Origin of the sequence: Pseudomonas sp., from assembly GCF_048265905.1 — a bacterium.
Taxonomy (GTDB): Bacteria; Pseudomonadota; Gammaproteobacteria; order Pseudomonadales; family Pseudomonadaceae; genus Aquipseudomonas.
The window spans coordinates 91,496-114,121 of sequence record NZ_JBLXAP010000005.1; the positions used below are offsets into that span (position 1 = coordinate 91,496).

Below are 22,626 nucleotides of genomic sequence, written 5' to 3' on the forward strand. Positions count from 1 at the left end.
CGTGCCTCATTGCAAAGTTGATTGGCGCAGCAACAACGTGCCGTCGCGCTGGGTAAATTCGAGTTTCTTCAGGGCACTCATGCCCAGCAGTACTTCCTCACCGGTCATGCCGGGAGCAATCAGAGCGGCGACATCGTGGAGCACAATATCGCCTAATTTAAGTTGTTCGAGCCGCGTTCGATGCCCTGTAGTCTGGCCATTAGCCGTTCGCAGGGTAACCGCTGCACCTGCCTGCAAACCCAGCTGTCGAGCAAGCTCTGCTGGAACCGCGACATCTGTCGCCCCGGTATCCAGTAAAAATTCAACACTCTCACCGTTTATCTGCCCGCTAGCGAAATAGTGCCCTTGCCGACTACTGGCCAGACGCACCTCAACATAACCATTGGCATGCACCGATTGTGGATTACTGTTCGGGTTACGCTGTTTATCTTCAAGATTGCCAAAAAAATGCGTCGCAAGGAACAAGCCTGCGCCCCACGCCAGTATCAGCATTACCCGACCGGCGCGCTTCCCCGCAGGCTGCGCACTCACTTGCTAGCCTCCCAGCCACCTTTCGGTGCGGCAAAGCGCCAAACTATAGGGCGCGCCTCGCCATCGGCACGCACCCGACCACCGTTATCGACGCCCAGCCAAGCTCCACTTTCATCAATCTGCAGTGCTTCGACCCGCCCGTAAGCGCTTGGGTAGCGCCGCGTCTCGGTAAGCGCGTCATCCGCAAATGACCAGCAGCGCTCAATCTCACCATTGCTCAGCTTGCGCCGACAGATGCGATGAGCCTGACGCTCCAGAGTAAAGAGTTTTTCAGCGTAGTAACTCAGGTCAGAGAAGTCTTTCGGTTGCGGCTTGCCACCGAGTTGCTCGGGTCCAGGTGTTTTGCCGCTTTCGCTAAACAATACACAGCCGCCGGTACATTCCCACACTGAACGCTTCTTGTGCAGAACCAACAAACCACGGCGCTGACGCTCAGCTGCCAGCCACATACGTTCACCGGCAGGATCAATCGTGATGCCTTCGAGCAGCGCATTGAAATGCAACAACATGCCGCTGCCCCGGACTTGACGCACCAGAGACTCCGGCAGTCGCACCCACTCAGGGTCTGCGGCGACGGGCAACTGCAACACCTCAGCCTTAGCCTCACTGACCAAATAGCGATTACCGATCGAGTCGCAGGTGATGCCTTCAAAATCGAGCGAACCACCGCGCACTAAACCCGTCGCCCAAGCACGCACGCCAATCCCCCAAGGCAAGCTTGAGTCGGGAGCAGGTGGAGCCGCAAATAACTCCGGTTCAGCTTGCCACACACCGTCGCCACCGCTGAGACGGAAGACGCGATCATCATCCCGATCTGAAACCGCCCACAAGGCATCACCGCACCAGGCAAAACCTGACAAGTTGCCCGCAGACATACCATCGACCGGGTGTTCACTGATTAACTTAAGTTGCTCTACCGGCTGACTGACAGCCAACTGATTAGCCGCTACAAGCGGCGCAACACTAAGCAATAGCAGGGCGTAAAACGTGTGCCTCAAAGCAGGACCTCAGCCAGATCACCTTTCGACTCAAGCCACGCCTTGCGATCGCTTGCGCGTTTTTTCGCCAGCAGCATGTCCATCATTTCCTGAGTGGCGGGATAATCTTCCAACGTCAACTGCACCAGTCGCCGCGTGTTCGGGTCCATGGTGGTTTCACGCAACTGCGGCGGGTTCATCTCACCAAGCCCTTTGAATCGGGTGACCTGCGGCTTACCACGGCGCTTCTCGGCAACCAGACGGTCAAGAATGCCGTCACGCTCAGCGTCGTCAAGGGCGTAGAAAATCTCTTTACCCAAGTCGATCCGGTATAGCGGAGGCATGGCGACAAAGATGTGCCCGGCATCAACCAAGGCGCGAAAATGCTGAACAAACAATGCGCAGAGCAAGGTCGCAATGTGCAGGCCGTCAGAGTCGGCGTCGGCAAGGATGCAAATCTTGCCGTAACGCAGTTGCGTCAGATCGTTGGAGCCCGGATCGATACCAATGGCCACGGCAATGTCATGCACCTCTTGTGAGGCGAGGACTTCGCTGCCATCAACCTCCCAAGTGTTGAGGATCTTGCCGCGCAACGGCATGATTGCCTGGAATTCCTTATCCCGCGCCTGCTTGGCAGAACCACCGGCGGAGTCACCCTCGACCAAGAACAACTCAGAGCGCATAGGGTCCTGCCCCGCACAATCCGCCAACTTGCCCGGCAGCGCAGGGCCTTGAGTAATTTTCTTGCGCTCAACCTTTTTACCGGCCTTGAGGCGGCGGTTAGCGTTACTGATCGCCAGTTCAGCCAACTGCTGGCCAAACTCAGGGTGCGCGTTCAACCAAAGGCTGAAGGCATCTTTAACCACGCCAGAGACAAACGCCGCGGCTTCACGTGAAGACAAACGCTCTTTGGTCTGACCGCTGAACTGGGCATCTTGCATCTTCATCGACAAAACGAAGGCAATCCGCTCCCAAATATCTTCCGGAGCCAGCTTGACCCCGCGCGGCAGCAAGTTACGAAACTCACAAAACTCACGCATGGCATCCAGCAAGCCCTGACGCAAGCCGTTGACATGGGTACCGCCTTGCGCAGTCGGGATCAGGTTGACGTAGCTCTCCTGAACACTCTCGCCGCCCTCCGGCAGCCACAGCAGCGCCCAATCAACCGCTTCTTTGTTGCCAGCCAAACTGCCACAGAATGGCTCATCAGGCAGGCGTGGGTATTCACTGACCGCATCGACCAAATACGAGCGTAGACCGTCTTCAAACAGCCACTCAATACGTTCACCGCTGGCTTTATCTTCAAAGCTGACGCTAAGGCCGGGGCACAGCACAGCTTTAGCCTTTAGCACGTGCTTAAGGCGGCTGATCGAGAATTTGTGCGAGTCGAAATACTTACCGTCTGGCCAAAAGTGCACGCTGGTGCCGGTATTGCGCTTACCCACAGTGCCAACGACTTCGAGTTCACTGGCTTTAAAGCCGTTCTCAAAGGTCATGCGGTATTCACTACCCTCGCGCTTGACGCGAACCTCGACCAGGGTCGATAGGGCGTTAACCACGGAAATACCAACACCGTGCAAACCACCGGAGAACTGGTAGTTTTTGTTGGAAAACTTACCGCCGGCGTGGAGCTTGGTGAAAATCAGCTCGACCCCGGGCACCCCTTCTTCAGGGTGAATATCGACCGGCATACCGCGACCGTCATCGGTGACCTCCAGCGAGTTATCCTCATGCAGGATCACCTGAATGCTTTGCGCATGCCCAGCCAGGGCTTCGTCGACCGAGTTATCGATGACTTCTTGAGCCAAGTGATTGGGGCGACTGGTATCGGTGTACATGCCCGGGCGTTTGCGCACCGGGTCAAGACCGGAAAGGACTTCGATGGCGTCGGCGTTATAACTGGCCATAAGGTCTCTTAATTTTTAACAGTTAATCGAGAAACTCACATAACCGCTGACTGCGCTGCCGTAATTGATCGGCGACTGCGGCGCAGCGGGATACGAGTCGTTCAAAGGTCAGAAAAGTCGATATCGTGCCACAACTTGGGCGCAATACCGGCAAAAGCAAATAGCATTGGCAAGCGTTGAGCAAACCCTTGGAAACCATGGTCACCCCCTGCTTGGATACGCAGCGCGCAACCGCGATAAAAAGCCTGAGCCTGACGATAGTCCAGGGTTTCATCAGCCGTCTGCAACCATACCTGATAACGCTCGGGATCTTGTGACGGTATCACTTCCAGCTCAGCCAGAGCGTTAACGTGATCTGTCGTCAGATCCCAGGTTTCGTCGCTATAAAAGTTTTTTTGCGGTCCAAGAAAGCCGTCAAACAGTGCGTGCGGGCGAACTGCGGGGTTTATCAGTAGTGCTCTTAAGCCATACCGCTCAGCCAGATGCGTCGCATAGTAGCCGCCCAGTGAGCTGCCTACCAGCAAAGGGCTGCCCAAAGCTGCAATCTCAGCCTCGATCTGCGCAATCGCTTGGCGCGGGTGATGATGCAATGCAGGCACACGTAATTGCTCAGCCAGCCCCATACGCGTCATGCATCGGCGCAGTTGACTGGCCTTGAGCGAGTCTGGCGAACTATTAAGTCCATGCAAATAAAGGATATTTTCGGTCATGGGAAAGCAGGCTACTAGGTCACGACCACAAGCTGCAAGCGCCTGCTTCACGGTGTTTGCAGCAAAATATGAGTGTGGCTGCCCGCACGTGGCAGTTAATAGCCCTTGACGCTGTAATCGACCTCGAAATCGATTCCAGTTACGCGTGACACTCCGGTCTCTATCCGCCCGTCTCCAAACAAGCGCAACCATCGATAGCCTGGGGCGCTGGTATCAACCTGAAACTCCTCACTGCCCGGCGCAAACTGCACGCAGGTCGACGGCGAAGCCAGCAGCCGCACCGAGTTGCGCATCTGGTCGAATTCTTGATGGATATGCCCCCAGAGCATGCAGCGAACCTGTGAAAAGCGCGCCACAATCGCAAACAACGCTTCTGGATTGCGCAAGCCAATGGGGTCCATCCAGCGACTGCCAATCGGAACCGGATGATGGTGCATGCAGATTAAATGGTGGCGTTCAGGCGCTTCACTCAGTGCTCGCTCCAGCAGCGCGAGTTGGCGGTCACCGAGAAAACCGGGAACCGCTCCTGGAATTGCCGAATCGAGCAAAATGACTCGCCAATTGCCAACATCCACCACCGTGTCGAGCAAGTTGCTGCCGATACAGGCAGCCTGCATCGCGGGAACTTCATCATGATTACCCGGGAACCAACGCATGGGAGCGCGAATAACGGAGGTCATCTGCCGAAAGCGAGTGTATGAGGCCTCACTGCCGTCCTGGGATAAGTCTCCGCTGGCCAGCACCAAGTCAATTTGCGGCTGCTCGTCGACCACTCGCTCAATCACTTGTTGCAAGCTGTCTTGGGTGTCCATACCTAATAGTTTGCCGTTCGCCTCGGCGAATAGGTGACTATCCGATAACTGAACCAGCAGCACCGATGAGTCGGCAGGATAAGTTTGCGCGCTCGGCAAGGCCGTCTCCTTGAGCGGAATAGTTTAATTATGGCGGCTTGCACAACTAGGGGAAACTCAATTTGCGCGGCCTGGTTCACATATCCCACGCACAATTACAGCAAAGCCAGCGAATACACCGGCTCAAAGCCATGCGATGAATATCCCCCAACCACTGCCCACCATGTTCAACGTGCATCGTCCTTAACAACACTCAACATGCATCTCATACGCTGACGCCCCACGTCGTGAAGCACTAGCTGGCCTGTCAAATCTAGCCTGGCAAATGATCGGAGTCAGGGGTGAAGCTCAGATGGATAAATAGGCTCAATCTTAGATTTGCGGCTCGGTTTCATGACCGCAAGCCAGGCAGTGACTTAACCATTCCCCGAGGAACAGGTTGAGCTGGGTTTTCTCATCGGGTTGGTGCATATCAGCATTGGGATATGGATAAATCCCACGAAAGCGACGCGAACTCTCGGCACCGACCACCTCAGCCATACGCGCATCGTGATACACACGCACTTCCAGCGCAGGTATCGGCAGCCACGGCAAGCTGTGTTCCTGACGCACTCGAACAGTCGAAGTGTAGGGACAGTTTTCCAACACATCCAGCGCCAGCACTCCGAGCAGCTTCTCTCCCTGGCTCACCGCCACGCGGCGTGCACTCGGTTCCTCACGCATAGCCGGAAGCAAACGCATTAAACGTGCATAATTGGCCTCGCAAGCCGTCTGCAACTCGACCAAGTCAACGCGGTAACGATCACGTAGCAAATTTACTGCCATAACCCCCTAACCTCGGCGCGGTTAAGCGCCAACCATTGCAAGGCAATAATGCTTGCGGCGTTATCAATTCGCCCATCTTTTACTGCATCCAATGCATCTTCAAAAGGCCAGACATGGACCTTGATGTCTTCGCCCTCTTCGGCGAGACCATAGACCCCGCCAACTCCTTCACTGTCGCAACGCCCTACAAACAAATGCACCCGTTCGTTAGAACCTCCAGGAGAAGGATAGTACTGAGTGATCGGCCACAGCGCCCCCAACTTCAGCCCAGCTTCCTCCATTGACTCGCGGTGTGCGACTTCTTCAGGCTCTTCGTCTTTGTCAATCAACCCCGCGACCAGCTCCAGCAGCCATGGATTCTCGCTCTTATGCATAGCGCCAACCCTGAATTGCTCGATCAACACCACCACGTCACGTTGTGGATCATAAGGCAGTACGCAGACCGCATCGTGGCGCAGAAAGACTTCCCGATTGAGTATCGGACCCATTTCTCCGGAAAACTGACGATGGCGCAGATGCAAGCGATCAAGGCTGTAAAAACCTCGAAAGCAGGCTTCACGCTCAACGATTTCGACCGCATTGGGCCCCGGCTTAAAAGTGTCTGGCATTGAATCCTCACTCAGTCTTGTTAACCTGACTTTCACGCATCCTACCCCTGCAATTGGCACAACGCAGCCTCTTTACATTAGCCTCAAGAGCGTTTTTCAGGTGCACTCGTCACCAGGATCATGCAGCATAGATGGGGTCGTAAAGGCTCGAACTCAAGCGCCAGCCTGTAGTCGAAGCCTGCAACCCTCAACAGTCTTCAGCCAAACGATGGATTACATGTCTCTGACCAAAAAGCTCGCAATCGTCGGCATTAGCCTCTTTCTCAGCGCCTGCCAGAGCATGATGCCTGGCGATAAACCCTTAGTCGCTCAACGTATTGCATGGGAGCACGTGACGCCGGGCTGCACCGGTGAGCCTTGCCCCTTGGTGAATATCGACACCTTAAAGTTTGCCGAAGAGCCCCAGCTGAATTCACTAATTGAACATGCATTGCGGCGCATGACCGCTGACGCACCCGATGCGCCGCTGCCTGCGTCACTTGAGTCCTATGAAAAGGATTTCCTGGCGCGCGCCGAGCCCGGCTGGAAAACCTATTTGCAAGCCAAGATGCGCGAGCAACATGACCAATTAGTGATCATTGAGCTGTCGAGTTATTTAGCGACTGGCGGAGCCCATGGAATGCCGGGCCGTGGCTTTATCAACTATGACCGCGACCAGCATAAGGCACTGACTCTAAAGGACATGATCAAACCCGGCACCGAAGACGCCTTTTGGCAGGCGGCGGAGCAAGCGCATCAGCGTTGGTTGAAGGCCAACAAACTCGATCAAGACCCCGAGTATGTAAAAACCTGGCCTTTCACCCATACGAACAATATAGCCTTGCTGAAAAAGTCCGTATTGCTCAAGTATGACGTCTATTCCCTGGCTCCATACTCCAGCGGACATGTATCGTTGACCATTCCTTACTCGCAACTGGGCGCGATACTCAAGCCTGAGTACATACCGGCTTCGCAATAGCCCCACCGAGCAGCCATTGCAGCCCGCCAGCTATTACCAATGCTGGCAGGGTTGCACCGACATCCGGTAACCAGTTGCTCAACACGTGGTAAATCACCACACCGCAAGCCCATGCCAGAAGTGTGTCCCAGCGTAAATAGACCTTCGGCGCCAAGGCCGCCTGACGTTTGCGCAAGATAAAGTGATCAACCAGTACCACGCCAAACAACGGCGCAAACACCGAACCAATAAGCAGCAGGAAGTTCTGGTATTCAGCCAACGGCGCCAGCAAGGCAATCAGCGTGCACAGCGCGCCAATTGCCAATGCCAAGTGCTCGACCTTGAACCTGAACATGATGCCACCAGACACCGCCGCCGAGTGAATATCGGCAAAGGCGTTCTCTGACTCATCGAGCAATATCAGCAACAAGGGTATGCCCAGCCCAGCCCCCGCCAATGCAAGTAACAGCGCGTTAACCTCACCGCTCGGCGCAAAGGCCAAGGTATAAGCCACGCCTAGGCTCATCAGCCAGAAGTTACCAAGGAAGAAACCAGCCGCAGTGCCGCCGAAGACGTTCCGCGCCCGCTTGCCGAACCGGGAATAATCGGCAATCAGCGGTAGCCACGACAGCGGCATGGCGATTGCGATATCAAAGCCCAATGCAAACGGCATCGAACCATCACCCGCAAGCGCCCACAGCACAGCCAGATCGGTCTTGTCGATAAGATTCCAAGTCAGCCACACACAAGCACCCAGCAACAACCAGATACCCCACTTACGCAGGATGCGTCGAACAAAGGTCAACGGCCCGGTCACCGCAAGCAACGTGGCGATTGCACCAAAAAACACGGTCCACAGCGCCGCATTGGTCAACACGCTACCTTCACCAAACGCCTGCGCCGAGAGCAGACTTGCCGCATCGCGCATGACAATAATTTCAAACGCGCCCCAGCCAACCAGTTGCAGAATATTCAGTAAGGCGGGCATCACCGCGCCTTTACTGCCCAAACTGAGTTTCAGCGCGGCCATGGCAGATAAGCCGGTATCAACACCGATCACCGCCACGGCACCGAGCAACAACACGCCCACTGCTGTACCGCAAGCGATAGCCAGCATCGCTCCAGACATGCCCAAGCCCGGCGCCAGTAAAGCACCGAGTTGCAGCACCATCAAACCAATGCCAAGCGAAAACCACAGTGAAAACATGTCACGCGCGCCAAACACCCGCTGATTAACAGGCACCGCGTGATGTGGCGAATAAGTACTCGGAATGTTCACACGCAAGACTCTCGAAAATTATTATTGGATGCGCGAACGCCCGACTGAATACAGCCGGGCGTTCGCCGTTTCACTCAACGCATCTGAATCAGACCTGGCGGTAGATCACCGAGCCTTCTTCTTTAAAGCGCTGCGCTTGCTCTTTGAAGCCCGCCTCAATCGCTTTGCTTTCCTCTGACAAACCATTCACCTTGGCGTACTCACGCACTTCCTGGGTGATTTTCATCGAGCAGAACTTAGGTCCACACATCGAGCAGAAGTGTGCGACCTTGGCTGAGTCTTTAGGCAGGGTTTCATCGTGATAGCTGCGCGCAGTGTCGGGATCAAGACCCAGGTTGAACTGGTCTTCCCAGCGGAACTCGAAGCGCGCCTTGGACAAGGCGTTGTCACGAATCTGCGCCCCCGGATGGCCCTTGGCCAAGTCAGCAGCGTGGGCGGCAATCTTGTAAGTGATGATGCCGGTTTTAACATCATCCTTATTAGGTAGGCCCAAGTGCTCTTTTGGTGTCACGTAGCAAAGCATCGCGCAACCGAACCAACCGATCATCGCCGCACCAATACCGGAGGTGATGTGGTCGTAGCCAGGCGCAATATCCGTAGTCAGCGGGCCGAGGGTATAAAACGGCGCCTCATCACAGCACTCCAGTTGCTTGTCCATGTTCTCTTTGATCAGGTGCATCGGCACGTGCCCTGGCCCTTCGATCATGCACTGCACGTCGTGCTTCCAGGCAATCTTGGTCAGCTCGCCAAGGGTTTCCAGCTCGCCGAACTGAGCGGCATCGTTGGCGTCGGCAATCGAGCCAGGACGCAAGCCGTCACCCAGCGAGAAGCTGACGTCATAGGCCTTCATGATTTCGCAGATCTCATCAAAGTGCGTGTACAAAAAGTTTTCCTGGTGATGCGCCAAGCACCACTTGGCCATGATTGAGCCGCCACGAGAAACAATGCCTGTCACCCTCTTGGCCGTCAGTGGCACGTAACGCAGCAGCACACCCGCATGGATGGTGAAGTAATCAACACCCTGCTCGGCCTGCTCAATCAGGGTGTCGCGAAACAACTCCCACGTCAGGTCTTCAGCAACACCGTTGACCTTCTCCAAGGCCTGATAAATCGGCACGGTACCGATTGGCACTGGCGAGTTACGGATAATCCACTCGCGGGTTTCGTGGATGTGTTTGCCGGTCGACAAATCCATCACGGTGTCCGAACCCCAGCGAATACCCCAAGTCAGTTTGGCGACTTCTTCTTCGATCGATGAACCCAGCGCCGAGTTACCAATGTTGCCGTTGATCTTCACCAGGAAGTTACGGCCAATAATCATCGGCTCAAGTTCGGTGTGGTTAATGTTTGCTGGAATAATCGCACGGCCGCGGGCAACTTCTTCGCGGACAAACTCAGCGGTGATCTGCTGTGGAATTGAAGCACCAAAGCTTTGCCCCGGATGCTGATCTTCAAGCAAGCCAGCGGCGCGAGCTTCTTGCAGCTTAAGGTTCTCGCGAATCGCCACGTACTCCATCTCAGGCGTAATGATGCCCTGTCGCGCGTAATGCATTTGGCTGACGTTGCGGCCTTCCTTCGCCCGGCGCGGGTTACGTACATGGGCAAAGCGCATTTTGCTGAGTTCTGCGTCCGCCAGACGTACCTGACCAAAATGTGAGCTCAAACCGTCGAGCTGCTCTGTATCGCCACGATCCACGATCCACGCCGAGCGCACATCAGCTAAACCCTTGCGCACATCAATCTGCACTTGCGGGTCGGTGTACGGGCCCGACGTGTCATACACCAATACCGGGGCGTTTACTTCACCGCCAAATTCGGTAGGCGTAATGTCGAGGCTGATTTCACGCATAGGTACACGGATATCGGCGCGCGAACCTTCTACATAAATCTTGCGCGAACGGGTAAACGGCTGGACTGACTGCAGGTCAACCTGCGCGGACTCACTGAGATTCTTGTGGCTATTTTGTTGTTGTACGCTCATCGACGGCTCTCTCCTGAGATAGTTGTCGGAGCGAACTTGAACGAGGGAGTGCTGGCGCGGGGTCACCGGAACGGTGCAGAGAAGACTCGCCGAGGGAATGGCGAGGACATCTTGTTCCCTACGCAGGCCTTAACCTGATCAGGTTCAACGGGATCCGGCGACAGCCAATCTCAGCCCCTCAATTAGGGCACCCCGACAAGAACATCGCCATTCTATCAGCACGCCTGTGAAATCCAACCCACAAGTCAAAATAAGCTGACCCACGCGTCGGAATGCGACCCAGTCGAGTGCGGCCCATGCATTTGCGAACCCAATCATTTTGACAATCTATCGATTTGCCAACTAGTCGATTCGTGACGCGGTAATATAAGAAGTATTAACATCAACAGTACTTACACTAAACTGTGGAATTGTTGCGATAACGCAACATAGCTTGTTGCAAACTACACTCATGACGCTAATTGCCAGTCTTGACCCTCTCGTCAGCGACGCTTAGCCTTGTCGATTACTGCTAATTTTAGGATCACCTCAATGTTGCGTAGACTTTCTCTGGCTGTCGCTGTTGCTAGTGCGATAACCGGTCAAGCTTGGGCTGCACAAGCTCCGACCACAGCAATGAACGACCTGATATCGGTTTATCGGGAAGCCGCGCAGAATAACGCTGATATCGCTGCCGCTCGCGCCGATTATCAAGCGCGCCGTGAAGTCGTTCCGCAAGCACGCGCAGGGTTACTACCTAACTTATCCGCTGGCGCCGAGCTTGCTGATACCCGCACCAAACTTGACTCACCGTCCTATACCGCTAACCGCAGCGGCACGGTGTATCAGGCAAATTTAAGCCAACCGCTGTTCCGTGCAGACCGCTGGTTCCAGCTGCAAGCCGCTGAAGCCACTAGCGAACAAGCCGCTCTTGACCTGTCTGCAACCGAGCAAAACCTGATTCTGCAAAGTGCCGAGAGCTACTTCAATGTGCTCCGCGCGCAAGACAACCTAGCCTCGACCAAAGCAGAAGAAGCCGCATTCAAACGTCAGCTGGATCAGTCCAACGAGCGGTTTGATGTCGGCCTTTCGGATAAAACCGATGTGCTTGAATCGCAAGCTGGCTACGACACCGCTCGCGCGAACCGCATCATTGCCGAGCGCCAGGTTGACGATGCCTTTCAAGCACTGACCACCTTGACCAACCGCGATTACCCAGCACTTGAGGGCATGCGCCACACACTACCGATCTTGGCGCCAACGCCGAACGACGCCAAAGCATGGGTCGACACGGCGGCAGCGCAAAACCTCAATCTGTTGGCCAGCAACTATGCCGTTGATGCTGCGAAAGAAACCCTTAGCCAACGCAAGTCGGGCCACGCCCCAACGCTTGACGCCGTTGCCAGCTATCAAAAAGGTGACAATGACAGCCTGGGTTTCACCAATAGCGGCCTGAACAGCGGCATCCCGCCTTACAGCGGTGATGTAGAGCAAAGCTCGATTGGCCTGCAGCTGAATATCCCGATCTACAGCGGCGGTCTCACCAGCTCGCAAGTACGTGAAGCCTACCAACGCCTGAACCAGACTGAGCAGCAGCGCGAAAGCTTGCGTCGCCAAGTGGTACAAGACACGCGTAACCTGCACCGCGCGGTTAATACCGATGTCGAAACAGTCAAGGCACGCAAACAGTCGATCGTCTCCAACCAGAGCGCACTGGAAGCAACCGAAATTGGTTATCAGGTGGGTACGCGTAACATTGTTGACGTACTCGATGCCCAACGTCAGCTGTACAGCTCGGTTCGTACCTATAACGATGCGCGTTATGACTATATCCTCAATAATCTGCGCTTGAAGCAGGCAGCGGGCACGTTGAGCCCTGGTGATCTGGAAGCGCTAGACAACTACTTGAAACCAGACTACAACCCGGACAAAGACTTCCTGCCGCCAGATCTTGCCGAGGCAGCAGAAGCACAGCTTAAGAGCAACCCTAACTACTAAGGTTGGGCGCAGATAAAAAACCCGACTGACGTCGGGTTTTTTATGCTTAAGACATACATCTGAAAAGGCAATCACCCAGCCTTTAAGCAACGCTCCAACCCCGCCAACAATCGCTGCAGCGCACCTTGATTAGCCCGCATTACTGACAAGCCAGCGGCGCGCATTGCAGTTGCTTGCTGCGGTGTTTGCCACAGCTGTGCAACCTGCTGCGCCAACTGATCCGCATCACTCACTTCAAACAGAGCGCCAGCCTCGCGCAGTTGATTGGCGATCTCAAGAAAGTTGAATAAGTGCGGCCCACTCAACACTGGCTTGCTCAACGCTGCCGGCTCCAGCAAGTTATGCCCACCATTGGCAACCAAACTACCGCCCACAAATGCAACATCGGCCAGCGCATACAAAAACAACAGCTCACCCATGGTATCGCCCAGTAAAACCTGATGCTCAGCCGTAACCAACTCGCCCGTTGAACGCCGCTGAACCTGTAAACCGACAGCTTTGATTTTTTCAAACACCGCGTTAAACCGTTCAGGGTGACGCGGCACTAAAATCAATAGTGCATCAGGCCACTGCTGCAATAGTCTGCGATGTGCAGCAATGATCTGTTCATCCTCGCCCTCATGCGTACTTGCGGCAATCCACAACGGACGTTCAAGCGCCGCCCACTCAGCACGCAATGCATGTGCACGCTCAAGTAACGCTGGATCGACAGTCAGATCAAACTTGATCGACCCCGTCACTTCAACGCACGCTTCGCGCGCACCCAATGAGACAAAACGTGCGGCCTCAACCGGGGTTTGCGCGGCGATCAGACTCATCTGCGCCAGCATTGGCGCGGTCAACTTGGAAAATCTCGCGTAACCGCGCGCTGAACGCTCAGACAAGCGAGCGTTAGCCAACGCCACCGGGATACCATGCTTGGCACATTGATTGATGTGGTTGGGCCACAACTCAGTTTCCATTATCACCGCTAGCTTGGGCTGAACCCGATCAAGAAATCGCGCCGCCACCCAAGGCAAGTCGTAACCTAAGTAACAATGCTGCACACGGCCGTGATATTCGGCGCCACCAAACATCGCCTGAATACGCTCCGAACCGGTTGGCGTCATACAAGTGATGGTAATCGGCAGATCAGGATGACGCGCCATCAATTCACGGATCATCGGCGCGGCGGCAATACTCTCGCCGACAGAAACCGCATGCACCCAAATTCCGCCCGGCTTGAGCGGCGGTAAGTTAAACGCAAAGCGCTCGCCAATTCGCGAGGCATAAGCCGGTGCCTTGCGTGCACGCAGGGCCAGACGTACAGCGACCAATGGCAGGCCGAGATGAAATAACAAGGTGTAAAGCAAACGGTTCATTAGCGCTCGGCTTAATAAAATAAAGGGCGAGGTTTGAAAAGTGATCAGCTTATCAGAGGCTCAGCCAATTGCGCGCAAGTGCTCGGCAAAGCGGTCCGCCAGCCAACGCGCTGCGGGCCCCAGCGTTTCATCTCGCCGCCACACCAATTCAACCACCAGCGGTGGCGGTGTCCAGTCACTGCTCAATTCGACCAAGTGGTTCTGATACGTGGGGTACTGCACCACATGACGCGGCAACCACGCCCAGCCCAAATTGCGTATCAATAGCTCGGCCATGGCGTAAAAGCTGTCGGCGCGCCACACGGCCGGGCTGATCTGCTCGCCGCCGGGATAATGACTGTCCTGTAGCGCCATCAGTAGTTGCCGATGACGAGCCAGCTCACGCCGATCAACCCGCTTGAGTCCGGCAAGCGAATGCCCTGCACCGCAAACAGTAACCATCTCAACCGTGCCCAAGCGCTGGCGCTCAAGCGTGTCAGGCATTTGCTCATGGTGAAACAACAAGCCCAGGTCTGCACGGCGCTCAAGTAATTTTCGCGCGACATCGCCTTGTGCGCCGCTTGCCAATTGAACTTCAATCAAGGGATACGCCTGCGAGAGCGCCTCCAGACTATCGAGCACCGGTTGATAAGGCATGGCCTCATCTTGCGCTAAGCGCAAACACAGCTCCTCGCCCCGCACCAAACCTAGCGCCCTGCCCTCCAAACGCTGACATTGACGCAAAACCTCGCGCGCTTCTTCCAAAAGCGCAGCACCCTCTTTTGTCAGTCGCGGCTGGCGACCACTGCTGCGCTCAAACAGCAGTACACCAAGATCCGCCTCAAGCATCGCAATCGAACTGCTGACGGCGGACTGAACCCGGTTCATTTGCCGCGCAACGGCCGAAAACGATTGCCCTTCGGCAACGCTTACAAATAAGCGAATTTGTTCAAGATTCCATTGCACAACCTATCTCCAATACAGGCAGGTAATCACTTTATCCCATCAGCCAAATAACTAGAATAGCTGGCTTGCACAGGAGACATGCATATGAGCGGATACCTTTACTTAGCTATTGCAGTGACAGCTGAAGTCATCGCGACAACATCGATGAAAGCCATCAGCGGCCTGAGCAAACCACTGCCACTGATGCTGGTGATCGTCGGTTACGGGATTTCCTTCTGGATGCTCAGCCTGGTCGTCAAAACCATTCCCGTAGGCGTTGCATATGCTGTTTGGGCGGGACTGGGAATCGTGCTGGTCAGTATTGCCGCGACCTTTATTTATCAGCAGCGGCTCGACTTACCAGCCATGCTCGGCATGGGGCTGATTGTCGCAGGAGTCATGGTTATTCAACTGTTCTCCCAAACCACCGGCCACTGATCGTGACACTCAATCGCGCCGAAAGCCTTGGCCGTCTACAGGTTTTCGGCGTCACATGGCGAGCCGAGTCCAGCAAGCAGGTTATACTGGGCGTCTGATATTTTGATGAGACGCGAGTATGCCCAGCACTCTAAGCACAGACGTTCTAATCATCGGCGGCGGTATCGCTGGCCTGTGGCTGAATGCACGTTTGCGCAAAGAAGGTTTCGCCACCATTCTGGTTGAAAACCACACATTAGGTGGCGGCCAGAGCGTCAAATCACAGGGAATCATCCATGGCGGCGCCAAGTATGCGCTGCATGGTGCGCTCACCGGTGCTTCCGAGGCGATTGCCGATATGCCAAGACGTTGGCGCGAGGCGTTGGCTGGCACAGGTGAACTTGATCTAAGCGGTGTTCGCTTGCTTTCCGACGCCCATTATTTGTGGTCGCCCGGCACAATCGCAGGCAACCTCACCAGCTTTTTTGCCAGTAAGGCTGTGCGCGGTCGCGTTGATCAAGTTAAAGGCGATCAATTGCCACCAGCGCTGCAGCACGCAAAATTCAAAGGCAAAGTTTACCGCCTCGCAGAGCTGGTGCTGGATGTGCCCAGCCTGATCAACCGCCTTGCCGAGCTGTCTGGCGATAGCTTGCTTGCAGGACAGACCATCGAGCCATTATTTGAGTCTGGCAAATTAGTTGGCCTGCGCGTTGATGACTGCGAGATTCGCGCACAACGAATCGTCCTCAGCGCGGGTGACGGTAATGCTGAGCTGCTCAAGACCCTGAACATCAGCCAGCCCACTCAACAGCTGCGTCCGCTGCATATGATTTTAGTCAAAGGGCCGACCCTTAAGCCGCTATACGCTCATTGCCTCGGCAGCGGGACGAAACCTCGGGTTACAGTCACCACTCACCCAGCAGCAGATGGTCAGTGGGTTTGGTATTTGGGCGGAGACATTGCAGAAGCTGAAGGTGTCGCCCGCGACCCAGATTCACAGATCAAAGCTGCACAAAAAGAACTGGGTGACCTGCTGCCTTGGATCGATCTATCCAGTGCGCAATGGGCAACCCTGCGCGTTGACCGTGCAGAACCCGCGCAATCTGGCCTAGTACGCCCAGACAATGCATTTCTCGCCGAATCAGATAACTTGCTTATTGGTTGGCCGACTAAGCTGGCGCTTGCCCCCGACCTTGCCGACCGGGTGCTGGCAAGCTTCAAACGCGATGGCGTCGAGCCCAGCGCAACCTCTGCCCTTCCTGACTTACCACGTCCTGTAATTGCCCAGCCAGTATGGGAGAGCTTGTTTTGACTCAGACCCTGCATGGCCTGCACCGCCCGCTTGGTTCAACCGGATTATCGGTCTCCCCGCTAGGGCTGGGCACCGTCAAGATTGGTCGTGACCAAGGGGTGAAATACCCCAATGGCTTCACCATTCCCGATGATGCCAGTGTGCGCAACCTGCTCGCGCTCAGTCAAAGTCTAGGTATCAACCTGATCGACACTGCTCCTGCTTATGGCACGAGTGAAATGCGTCTAGGCCCCCTATTGCGCGGCCAGCGACAGGATTGGGTGATTGTCAGCAAGGTCGGCGAAGAGTTTGAAAACGGCTTGTCGTATTTTGATTTCAGCCCAGCGCACACAAGACTATCCGTCGAACGCAGCCTAAAACGCTTGGAAACCGACTACATTGATATGTTGCTGGTACATTCCGATGGCAACGATGCCTCGATACTTCATGACAGTGGTATTTACCAGACGTTGTCCGAATTGAAGCGCGAAGGCAAAATCCGCAGCTTTGGTCTGTCTGGAAAAACAGTTGAAGGAGGTCTGTTAGCGCTGGCCGATGGCGATTGTGCGATGGTGACCTACAACCTGAGTCAACAAGACGAGTTACCTGTATTGGATTACGCCCAGGCGCACAACAAAGGCATTTTGATTAAAAAAGCCTTGGCCAGCGGTCACGCATGCTTAGCACCTGGAGAAGATCCGATCCGCGCCAGTTTCGAATTGATATTTGCCCACCGTGCCGTTTCAAGTGCAATTATTGGCACCATTAATCCGCAACATTTAACCGCTAACGTCGCAAGCGCAGCAGCCGTGATTCGAGACATTGCCTGAAACATTTTCTGTCCAGCCCATCACCTTAGTGACAGTGAAATTGTGGCAGGCTCTAGCGTCAAAAGCCGTCACCCACCGCATTGGCTAAATGGTTAATCGCAGAGGAGTTCAGATGTCGCGCACCTTAATCAGCAAAGATCCTGGCAACTTTAAAACCTTGCCGTTGCGTGTCGAAGCCACTCCCGATGGCCTGACTTACCAAGGTTACGGCTGGCCACTTAATTTCGATGAAATGCTTCAGCGCCGAAAAAAGGTAAACATTACCGACGCTCAACGGTTTTCAGTTGAGCTGGCAAATCTTGGTGTTTCCGTTCGCCTGACTCTGAACTGGCAAGGCCGCGAATATTGGGTACTGGTCCGCCAACGCCGTCTTGATCGCGGTGATGTGGTGCTCAAGCTGATATCGGGCTATGTACCCGCCCACGAACTCAACCTGCCGTTGCTCACCGCCATTCAAGAAGTTGCTGAGGAGTGCCTCTTGGAGACACCAGAAGGCTGGCTTAGTGGCCGGTTTGGCGACACTTGGCTGCCGGCGCCGTATCAGGGCACACTGCATTATCGCGAGGCGGTCAACTTTCGCTTAAGCCCGCTCTCGGGAGCCGCCCGCCCGGTCCAATGTGGCAATCTGACCTTACTTGAGCGTCCACGCGCCTATGTACATATGCCGACCGCTTCATTGCAGCTGGTTTATGACCTGTGCTTGGAGTTGCCGAAAGAGGCCAAGCAGTTGAGCCTGTTCCACGTTGACGAGTGCCTTGAGGGCGGCAAGTTAGTTGCACGCTTGCAACGCACTCGCCCCGACCTGTTTTTGCTGCCATTGGAGCAAGGCCGCCCCACCGGCGAGCTGTTCACTTTGCACAAAGGTACCCTGAAAGTAGCAAGCACCCGCGGCGTTTGGCTGGCAGAAAGCTTTGCGCCTCAAGATGGCTGGGTGGTTCGAGATGCGCACATCCGCTGGAAAGACTGGGTACAACAACAAGACCTTCAAACACCCGCCAAAACCAAACAAACGCCTAAAACTGCTGCGCTTAACCCACCGCCACCGCAGCTCAAAGCGGCTGGGCATGCATAAGGCCACACGTTTAATCCAGGGTTGAGCGCAACGGAGTGACCAGCCGACTACTTCAATTCGGACGATGTCTTACCGAGCAGGCGTCGAGCAATAATCAATAACTGGATCTGCTGGGTGCCTTCAAAAATATCAAGAATTTTTGAGTCGCGCGCCCACTTTTCCAGTAGCTCATCCTCGCCATATCCCAGCGCCCCGACTAACTCAACACACTTTAACGTCAGTTGATTGGCCACACGCCCAGCTTTAGCTTTCGCAACAGACGCCTCTTTCGAGTTAGGAATACGATTGTCTGCCATCCATGCAGCCTTAAGGGTCAACAAGCGTGCTGCTTGCCAGTCAGCTTCTAGCTGATACAACGTGGCTTGAGCGTGGCTGACATTAAACAGCGTCGTAGCGTAATCAAACTTGAGTTTTTTCTTGAGCAACTCGCGAGTGCGGTCAAGCGACGCTTTTGCCACGCCAATGGCCATACCCGCCACTAACGGCCGGGTGTTATCAAACGTTTCCATCACCCCGGCAAAGCCTTTTTCGACATTGATTTCCGAGGGGCCCAACATATTGCGAGCAGGCACCCGGCAATCCGTAAAGCTGATGGAGGCGGTGTCCGAAGCTTTAATCCCGAGTTTTTTCTCTAGCCGCGTCACGCTCATACCCGGCGTGCCATGCTCAACTACAAAAGACTTGATTGCCGCACGCCCCAGAGCTTTATCCAACGTAGCCCAAACCACTACCGCATCGGCGCGCTCACCAGAGGTCACGAAAATCTTTTCGCCATTGATGATGTAGTCGTCGCCGTCCTTGGTAGCTGTCGTGCGGATGGCAGCGGAGTCAGAACCGCAACCCGGCTCAGTGATTGCCATTGCCGCCCAGATCCCCTTGAACCGCTGCAGTTGATCCGCATCAGCCACCGCAGCAATTGCAGCATTACCCAAGCCCTGACGTGGCATCGCCAACAGTAACCCTACATCACCCCAGCACAGCTCCATAATGCCCAGCAACGCCGCCATATTGCCGCCGTTTTTGATTCCCTGATCGCTTTCAGCGTCGCTGCGTTTACTTGCCGAGGTCGCACCGATCGCCTCAGGTGAACTGGCATTCATACCGTCAAGCAGCGTCGCCAGAAGCTCCAGCTCACGCGGATAGCTATGCTCGGCCTTATCGTATTTGCGCGAAATAGGTCGGTAATAATGCTCTGCCACTTGATGAGCATGATTCACCAGGCCTTTGAATTTTTTTGGTATATCAAGATTCATCTTTATTCCTCAAGGCAAATGCCGGAGATAGGCGGACTACAACTGGAGCCCGCCTTTCATTAGCGCAACAGCGCGAATGTCTCGGTACCAGCGCTCCGCCGGATGATCTTTGGTGAAACCATGGCCACCCAATAACTGCACCGCGTCGGTTGCAATTTTCATCGCCTTCTCTGCACAGAGCAGATGGGTTAGGTAACTCATCTGCTGAAACGGTTTGCCGCGCTCGGCTAATGAGCAGGCGTTCCAAACCATCAGGCGCATGGCGTCGACCTCAACAGCCATGTCGGCGATCATGAATGCGACCCCTTGCCGGTGGCTGATCGGCTCTGCAAACGCTATGCGTTCGTTGCAGTACGGAATCACGTAGTCCAGAGCGGACTGGGCAGCTCCCACCGCCAATGCACACCAGGCAAGGTCGGCATAATTGAGAAAACTTTGATAATTGAAGTCATCAGCACTTAAGCGCGCCTCAACCGGTACTTTCACCGCGTTCAATTGCAGCCGGCAGGTACCCGTTGCTTTGAGCCCCATCGCTGGCTCAGCTTTACGCTGCACGCCCTTGCTGCTTGCGTCGACAATAAATAACCCCGGCCCCTTTGCAGTCTGTGCGGCAATAATCAAATGACTGGCATCAAGACCTCTTACGACCAGACATTTCTCGCCATGAAGCACATAGTGCTTACCTCTGCGCTTGGCCTGAGTTGTCAGCTTGAGTGAATCAAATAACCCATGCGGTTCATTGACCGCAATCGCCATTTGTGGCGCGTCATTCTCATCGAGGAATTGCGGTAGCCAGTGCGCCTTTTGGCTAACTGACCCCCAACGCCGAATACAATTCGCGCTGGATAATGGCACCAACATGTTAGCTGCCAGAGATAAATCCCCCTTTGCAAGGGACTCCGCCATTAAGGCATTTGTCAGAGTCGTGCGGTCTCCAGCCAAGCCGCCGTGGAGCTCACTCACCGCATAATGAACCAAGCCCAACTCATGCATTTTCTTAAGCAGCGGTTCTGACACTGCTGCCTGCTCATCAGCTGAGTACGCTGCTGCTCGCAAAACTTCGCTGGCGAAGCCTTCAAGCATCTCAACCAGCATTTTCTGCTCGTCAGTCAATGACAGATCGAACAGCGCGCTCGAATCCTCCAGCGCCAGTGGCGCTTGCATGTTGGTTGAGCGCCGCGCGGCAAGTTTAAAACCTGTTCTCGCACCGTTATAAACCAACGTCTCAAAGGGTTTGCGTAGTTTTAGGTAATCAGGCCAATCTGCTTGAGCAAAGCGATTAAGCAAGGCCAAGGCATGACCGCTAACATCGGAGGACATGGCATCTCGCTCCTTGAGCGATGAAAGATGCCAAAGATCATGCCGTCATGCCTGTAACCAGACCATGACCGCATAGCCGCTAGCCGGTGGCGATAAAGCCAGTGGCTAGCGCGAGAGGATGTTAACGATTGCGGATTTTGTCGACAATGGCAGTGGTCGAGCTATTTTCGACCAAGCCCAGCACTCGAACCTCGCCACCATAGGCAGTGACGATGTCTGCGCCGACAACTTTATCGATTGAGTAGTCGCCGCCTTTAACCAGAACATCCGGCTGGACCAGCTTGAGTAAGTTTTCCGGGGTGTCTTCACCGAAGCTTACTACCCAGTCCACTGCGCCAAGCCCTGCCAATACCGCCATTCGCCGATCCACCGAGTTTATCGGTCGGCCCGGCCCTTTCAGGCGACTTACCGAAGCGTCATCATTAACCGCCAGCACTAGACGATCCCCCTGAGCGCGTGCTTGCTCGAGGTAAGTCACGTGACCTGCATGCAGGATGTCAAAGCAACCGTTAGTGAAGACTATTTTCTCGCCATGGGCGCGAGCATCCTCAATCGCGGCCAGCAGTTGATCTGGACGCATCACGCCACGTTCAGAGCCCTGCTCACGTTGCACAGCACGGCGCAACTCTGGCGCGCTGATTGCAGCAGTGCCGAGTTTGCCAACCACAATGCCTGCTGCCAGATTAGCAAGGGCCACCGCTTGCGGCAGTTCCTCTCCAGCCGCAATTGAAGCGGCTAAAGTTGAAATCACCGTATCACCGGCACCGGTAACATCGAACACCTCACGGGCGCGAGCTGGCAGGTGCAGCGGTGCATGTTGTGGACGCAACAAGGTCATGCCGTGCTCGCCACGCGTCACCAGCAATGCACCCAGCTGCAGCTCCTGCATTAGCTGGGCGCCTTTGCTGACAAGCTGAGCTTCATCGATACAGACGCCAACAATCGCTTCAAACTCACTGAGATTGGGCGTGATCAGACTCGCGCCACGATAGATCGAAAAGTCCTTGCCTTTAGGGTCCGCCAACACCGGAATGCCACGCTTGACTGCGAGCTGCACCAAGGCTTGATGGTTTTTCAGAGCGCCTTTGCCGTAGTCCGACAGCACCAACACTTTCACCCCGTCGAGCAGCGACTCGACATCTTTAGCTAGCGCATCAGAGTCGGTATTGAACGGCTCTTCAAAATCCATACGCAACAGTTGCTGGTGACGACTCATCACTCGCAACTTAACAATGGTCGGTTGGTCGTTAATCCGCTGAAACCGGGTTTTAACGCCCACGCAACGTAAGCTGTCAGTCAAACTGTCAGCCGCTTCGTCTTCGCCGGTCACACCCACCAGCGTGGCTGGAGCGCCCAAGGCAGCAATATTCAGGGCAACGTTAGCGGCGCCGCCTGGACGGTCTTCAATTTGATCGACCTTGACCACCGGCACGGGTGCTTCGGGAGATATCCGCGAAGTACCGCCATGCCAATAACGGTCGAGCATGACATCACCCACGACTAAAACCGGGGCTTGATCAAAACGTGGCATGGACAACTTCATATGAACTCCGAGGGCCGTTGGTGGCGGTCGAA

The 22,626-nt window shown here is 55.0% G+C and carries 20 protein-coding genes and 1 riboswitch; of the genes, 6 read left to right on the top strand and 14 right to left on the bottom strand.

The genetic code is table 11. From position 1 onward, the window contains the following. Nucleotides 1-6 precede the first annotated feature (6 nt). The 7 genes from ACN0UH_RS09090 to ACN0UH_RS09120 form a co-directional block, all read right to left on the bottom strand. Entirely contained in the window at nucleotides 7-531 is a 525-nt protein-coding gene (locus ACN0UH_RS09090; RefSeq protein WP_417661759.1) for a retropepsin-like aspartic protease family protein, read from the bottom strand. Then, nucleotides 528-1,529: a DNA topoisomerase IV gene (locus tag ACN0UH_RS09095; protein WP_417661760.1), complete on the bottom strand. Its 1,002-nt coding sequence runs from the start codon at nucleotides 1,527-1,529 to the stop codon at nucleotides 528-530. Before ACN0UH_RS09095 ends, ACN0UH_RS09090 begins: the two co-directional genes overlap by 4 nt. Further along, nucleotides 1,526-3,415, bottom strand: coding sequence for a DNA topoisomerase IV subunit B (gene parE, locus ACN0UH_RS09100; RefSeq protein WP_417661761.1), 1,890 nt, complete (start codon nucleotides 3,413-3,415; stop codon nucleotides 1,526-1,528). The genes ACN0UH_RS09095 and parE overlap by 4 nt, the downstream gene beginning before the upstream one ends. Nucleotides 3,416-3,516: 101 nt before the next feature. Further along, nucleotides 3,517-4,125 carry a YqiA/YcfP family alpha/beta fold hydrolase gene (locus ACN0UH_RS09105; protein ID WP_417661762.1) on the bottom strand — a complete coding sequence of 203 codons (609 nt, stop codon included), beginning with the start codon at nucleotides 4,123-4,125 and terminating at the stop codon, nucleotides 3,517-3,519. A 95-nt stretch (nucleotides 4,126-4,220) separates the two neighbouring features. Further along, entirely contained in the window at nucleotides 4,221-5,036 is an 816-nt protein-coding gene (gene cpdA / locus ACN0UH_RS09110; RefSeq protein ID WP_417661763.1) for a 3',5'-cyclic-AMP phosphodiesterase, read from the bottom strand. 312 nt (nucleotides 5,037-5,348) lie between these two features. Then, nucleotides 5,349-5,801 (bottom strand): DUF1249 domain-containing protein, encoded by a 453-nt coding sequence (locus tag ACN0UH_RS09115; RefSeq protein ID WP_087518400.1) that lies wholly within the window; start codon nucleotides 5,799-5,801, stop codon nucleotides 5,349-5,351. Further along, nucleotides 5,792-6,409 (bottom strand): NUDIX domain-containing protein, encoded by a 618-nt coding sequence (locus tag ACN0UH_RS09120; protein ID WP_417661764.1) that lies wholly within the window; start codon nucleotides 6,407-6,409, stop codon nucleotides 5,792-5,794. The genes ACN0UH_RS09115 and ACN0UH_RS09120 overlap by 10 nt, the downstream gene beginning before the upstream one ends. A gap of 217 nt (nucleotides 6,410-6,626) precedes the next feature. Between ACN0UH_RS09120 and ACN0UH_RS09125 the strand changes: the two genes are divergently transcribed. Continuing rightward, entirely contained in the window at nucleotides 6,627-7,367 is a 741-nt protein-coding gene (locus ACN0UH_RS09125; RefSeq protein ID WP_417661765.1) for an RsiV family protein, read from the top strand. Here the strand turns inward: ACN0UH_RS09125 and cytX are convergent. Then, entirely contained in the window at nucleotides 7,336-8,625 is a 1,290-nt protein-coding gene (gene cytX, locus ACN0UH_RS09130; protein WP_417661766.1) for a putative hydroxymethylpyrimidine transporter CytX, read from the bottom strand. The two genes, ACN0UH_RS09125 and cytX, sit on opposite strands and share 32 nt — an antisense overlap. Before the next feature lie 88 nt (nucleotides 8,626-8,713). Further along, a complete protein-coding gene (thiC, locus tag ACN0UH_RS09135; RefSeq protein ID WP_417661767.1) occupies nucleotides 8,714-10,606 on the bottom strand; it encodes a phosphomethylpyrimidine synthase ThiC in 1,893 nt (630 codons plus the stop codon). Between the two features lie 98 nt (nucleotides 10,607-10,704). Beyond that, nucleotides 10,705-10,811, bottom strand: a riboswitch (TPP riboswitch). Nucleotides 10,812-11,137: 326 nt separating this feature from the next. Between thiC and ACN0UH_RS09140 the strand changes: the two genes are divergently transcribed. Next, on the top strand, nucleotides 11,138-12,583 hold the full coding sequence (locus tag ACN0UH_RS09140; RefSeq protein WP_417661768.1) for a TolC family outer membrane protein: 1,446 nt from the start codon (nucleotides 11,138-11,140) through the stop codon (nucleotides 12,581-12,583). 71 nt (nucleotides 12,584-12,654) lie between these two features. Here the strand turns inward: ACN0UH_RS09140 and waaA are convergent, their stop codons facing one another. Both waaA and ACN0UH_RS09150 read right to left on the bottom strand, forming a co-directional pair. After that, nucleotides 12,655-13,944 (bottom strand): lipid IV(A) 3-deoxy-D-manno-octulosonic acid transferase, encoded by a 1,290-nt coding sequence (gene waaA, locus ACN0UH_RS09145; protein WP_417661769.1) that lies wholly within the window; start codon nucleotides 13,942-13,944, stop codon nucleotides 12,655-12,657. A gap of 60 nt (nucleotides 13,945-14,004) precedes the next feature. Beyond that, on the bottom strand, nucleotides 14,005-14,889 hold the full coding sequence (locus ACN0UH_RS09150) for a LysR family transcriptional regulator (protein ID WP_417661770.1): 885 nt from the start codon (nucleotides 14,887-14,889) through the stop codon (nucleotides 14,005-14,007). An 84-nt stretch (nucleotides 14,890-14,973) separates the two neighbouring features. Between ACN0UH_RS09150 and ACN0UH_RS09155 the strand changes: the two genes are divergently transcribed. The 4 genes from ACN0UH_RS09155 to ACN0UH_RS09170 all read left to right on the top strand — a co-directional run bounded on the left by ACN0UH_RS09155 (nucleotide 14,974) and on the right by ACN0UH_RS09170 (nucleotide 18,478). Beyond that, a complete protein-coding gene (locus ACN0UH_RS09155) occupies nucleotides 14,974-15,306 on the top strand; it encodes a DMT family transporter (protein ID WP_417661771.1) in 333 nt (110 codons plus the stop codon). Nucleotides 15,307-15,424: 118 nt separating this feature from the next. Beyond that, nucleotides 15,425-16,597: an FAD-dependent oxidoreductase gene (locus ACN0UH_RS09160; RefSeq protein WP_417661772.1), complete on the top strand. Its 1,173-nt coding sequence runs from the start codon at nucleotides 15,425-15,427 to the stop codon at nucleotides 16,595-16,597. Further along, nucleotides 16,594-17,406 (top strand): aldo/keto reductase, encoded by an 813-nt coding sequence (locus ACN0UH_RS09165; RefSeq protein ID WP_417661773.1) that lies wholly within the window; start codon nucleotides 16,594-16,596, stop codon nucleotides 17,404-17,406. Before ACN0UH_RS09160 ends, ACN0UH_RS09165 begins: the two co-directional genes overlap by 4 nt. Nucleotides 17,407-17,518: 112 nt before the next feature. Next, nucleotides 17,519-18,478, top strand: coding sequence for a metal ABC transporter ATPase (locus ACN0UH_RS09170; protein ID WP_417661774.1), 960 nt, complete (start codon nucleotides 17,519-17,521; stop codon nucleotides 18,476-18,478). 47 nt (nucleotides 18,479-18,525) lie between these two features. Here ACN0UH_RS09170 and ACN0UH_RS09175 read toward each other — a convergent pair whose 3' ends face one another. From ACN0UH_RS09175 to hldE, 3 genes are all read right to left on the bottom strand, one after another. Further along, entirely contained in the window at nucleotides 18,526-19,731 is a 1,206-nt protein-coding gene (locus ACN0UH_RS09175; protein ID WP_417661775.1) for an acyl-CoA dehydrogenase family protein, read from the bottom strand. Nucleotides 19,732-19,767: 36 nt separating this feature from the next. Next, nucleotides 19,768-21,051, bottom strand: coding sequence for an acyl-CoA dehydrogenase family protein (locus ACN0UH_RS09180; protein ID WP_417661776.1), 1,284 nt, complete (start codon nucleotides 21,049-21,051; stop codon nucleotides 19,768-19,770). 121 nt (nucleotides 21,052-21,172) lie between these two features. Next, on the bottom strand, nucleotides 21,173-22,594 hold the full coding sequence (gene hldE / locus ACN0UH_RS09185; RefSeq protein ID WP_417661777.1) for a bifunctional D-glycero-beta-D-manno-heptose-7-phosphate kinase/D-glycero-beta-D-manno-heptose 1-phosphate adenylyltransferase HldE: 1,422 nt from the start codon (nucleotides 22,592-22,594) through the stop codon (nucleotides 21,173-21,175). Nucleotides 22,595-22,626: the final 32 nt, after the last annotated feature.